The organism is Ideonella azotifigens (genome assembly GCF_006519715.1).
Lineage (GTDB): Bacteria > Pseudomonadota > Gammaproteobacteria > Burkholderiales > Burkholderiaceae_C > Ideonella > Ideonella azotifigens.
In genome coordinates, this window is record NZ_VIDT01000811.1 from 1 (window position 1) to 2,202 (window position 2,202).

At 69.8% G+C, this 2,202-nt stretch carries 2 protein-coding genes; both read right to left on the bottom strand.

Going from position 1 to position 2,202, the window contains the following annotated elements; all coding sequences use genetic code 11:
• Window positions 1-131: 131 nt before the first annotated feature.
• Entirely contained in the window at window positions 132-1,301 is a 1,170-nt protein-coding gene (locus FKP22_RS27940) for a multicopper oxidase family protein (protein ID WP_141291300.1), read from the bottom strand.
• 8 nt (window positions 1,302-1,309) lie between these two features.
• Window positions 1,310-2,202 (bottom strand): beta-ketoacyl-[acyl-carrier-protein] synthase family protein (locus tag FKP22_RS27945; RefSeq protein ID WP_170201138.1); only part of this gene is annotated, 893 nt, incomplete at its 5' end.

Sequence of the window (2,202 nt, forward strand, 5' to 3'; positions counted from 1 at the left end):
GAAGGCCAGCTCGGGTGGGGCCAGGTAGTCGGGGGCCTGACCGTGCAGCCGCCTTGCCAGGCCGGCCAGGCCGACCTTGGCGCTGAACCCGATCACCGCTGGCTCGACGGATGCTGGTGCGTGCAGGCGGTTCATCGCGCGGCCTTGGCCAGGCTGGCGTAGTAGCGGCGCGCGTAGTCGCGCCAGGCGTCGGTTGCGGCTTCGATGCCCGGGCCCAGCGGGCCTTCGCCGCTTTTCGGGTAGCGGTCCGGGCCCACGATCAGGTGCGCCATCATGCCGCCGGGGTAGACGCCGGCATTGGTGGTGTGAGGCGGCGAGTGGCAGTGCAGCGGCCAGTCGCCGGGGTTGTTGGCAATGAAGAAGATGTCCACCCGCTCGGCCGGGCCGACCGCCACCGTGTCCATCAGCATCGGCTCGCGCAGCGGAAAGCCATCCTTGTGGGTGACCAGGAAGGTGTGGCCATGCAGGTGCATGAAATGCGGCTGCGCCCCGGCATTGACAAAGCGGATGCGCACCCTGGCGCCTTGCTTTACCTGCATCAGCGGCGTGTTCGGGAAGGACAGGCCGTTGAAGGTGAAGAAGTCGGCGTCGCCCACCTCGCGCGGGTCGCCCGGCTTGCCCTGCTTCGCGTACTTGGAGTTCCACTCCTGCAGCAGCAGCACGCTGTCGAAATCGGCCGGCGGCTCGGGCAGCTTGGGGAAGACCACGAAGGTGCCGATCATGCCGCGCGCCATGTGCTCGTTGGCGCTCACGTGGCAGTGGTAAAAGTGCGAGCCTGAAGGGCGGGCGATGTAGTCGTAGGTGAACTCCTCGCCGGGCGCCACCGGCAGCGGCGCGCCGGCCGGGTCGTGCTGGTGCATCTCGCCGTCCGGGCCCAGGTGCACATGCGTGGCGCCGTCCATGCGCTGCGGCGTGTACAGGCCGTGCGAGTGGATGGTGTGCGGCACGGTGGTCTCGTTGACGAGGCGGATGCGCACCCGGTCGCCATCTCGCGCATAGAGCTGCGGGGCGGGCACCCGGTTGCCGTAGGCGTAGACCTTGTACGGCGTGCCGTCGGCCAGCGGGTGCTTGGTCTCGGTCACCACCAGCCGGTATTCCCAGACCAGGTGGTCGCCCTCGCGGTAGGGCTTGCGCCGGGTGAAGTGCGGGGTTTCCTCCGGCGTCAGCGCCTGGGCCTGGTAGGGCGGCGGAATGAGTGTGGTGAGCGCGTCGGGCACGGCCGCGGCATGGGCCGACTCGCCCGGCCACGGACCCAATGTCAGGCCCAGCGCCAGGCCCAGCCACGTCCGCCGCTGCAACATGTTCGGGCCTAGCGCTGCGGATGGCCCATGACCAGCGCCGAGTGCACGCCGGAGAAGCCGCTGCTGAGCTTCAGCAGCGCGCCTATCGGGGCGCCGCGGCCCTGGTTGGGCACGTAATCCAGGTCGCAGCCGTCGCCGGCGCTGCCGAAGTTGATGGTCGGGAACATGTACTGCTCCTGGATGGCCATCGCGCAGGCGGCGATCTCGATCGCGTTGGACGCGCCCAGCGCATGGCCGACCATGCTTTTCAGCGAGTTGACCGGCACCTGGCGTGCCTTGCGCTGGCCCAGCACCGCCTTGATCGCGTTGGTCTCGCAAATATCGTTCTGCGGCGTGGAGCTGCCATGGGCGTTGACCGCGTCGATGGCCTCGGGCTTCAGCGCCGCGTCCGCCAGGCCCAGCGACATGCAGCGCGCCAGCGCCGCGCCGTCGGGCGGCAGGTCCGTCATGTGGAAGGCGTTGCTGACCGAGGCAAAACCCAGCAGCTCGGCGTAGATGCGCGCGCCGCGGGCCCTGGCGCGTTCGTAGTCCTCGACCACCAGCATGCAGGCGCCTTCGCCGAGCACAAAACCGTCGCGGTCCTTGGCAAACGGGCGCGAGGCGCTTGCGGGATCGTCATTGCGGGTGCTGAGCGCGCCAATGCTGTCGAACGCGGCGTAGACCACAGGGCACACCGGCGCCTCGCCCGCCCCGGCCAGTACCACGCCGCAGCTGCCGTGGCGCACCAGGTCGAAGGCCATGCCGATGGCGTCGATGCCGGCGGTGCAGCCGGTCGAGACCGTCAGCACCGGGCCGTGGGCGCGCAGCCGGCGGGCCATGGCGTGGGCCACGGTGTGGAAGGAGACCTGTTCCATCAGGTCGAACGGGGTGGCGCCAGCGTCCGTGCCGGCCATCTTCAGGA